A 313-nucleotide genomic window follows, 5' to 3' on the forward strand; every position below is an offset into this window, starting at 1 on the left:
CCGGTCATGGCATAGGCTTTCGACACGCCGTTCATGGTCAGCGTGCGCTCGTAGAGGCTCGGCTCGACCTCGGCGATGGTCTTGAAGACGAAGTCGCCATAGGTCAGGTGCTCGTACATGTCGTCGGTCAGCGTCCAGACATGCGGATGCTTAAGCAGCACGTCCGCCAGCGCCCGAAGCTCGGCCTCCGTGTAGGCGGCGCCCGATGGGTTCGACGGCGAGTTCATCAACAGCCATTTCGTCTTCGGCGTGATCGCCTTTTCCAGCACCTCCGGCGTCAGCTTGAAGCCGTTATCGATCGAGGTGTCGGCGA

1 protein-coding gene is annotated in these 313 nt (G+C 61.7%); it reads right to left on the reverse strand.

The features are described 5' to 3' along the window. Window positions 1–313, reverse strand: a 313-nt coding sequence (locus EN852_RS38305) for an aminotransferase class I/II-fold pyridoxal phosphate-dependent enzyme (RefSeq protein WP_135879868.1), incomplete at both ends; no start/stop codon positions are given.

The sequence above is a fragment of the Mesorhizobium sp. M2E.F.Ca.ET.209.01.1.1 genome (genome assembly GCF_004010375.2).
Classification (GTDB): Bacteria; Pseudomonadota; Alphaproteobacteria; order Rhizobiales; family Rhizobiaceae; genus Mesorhizobium.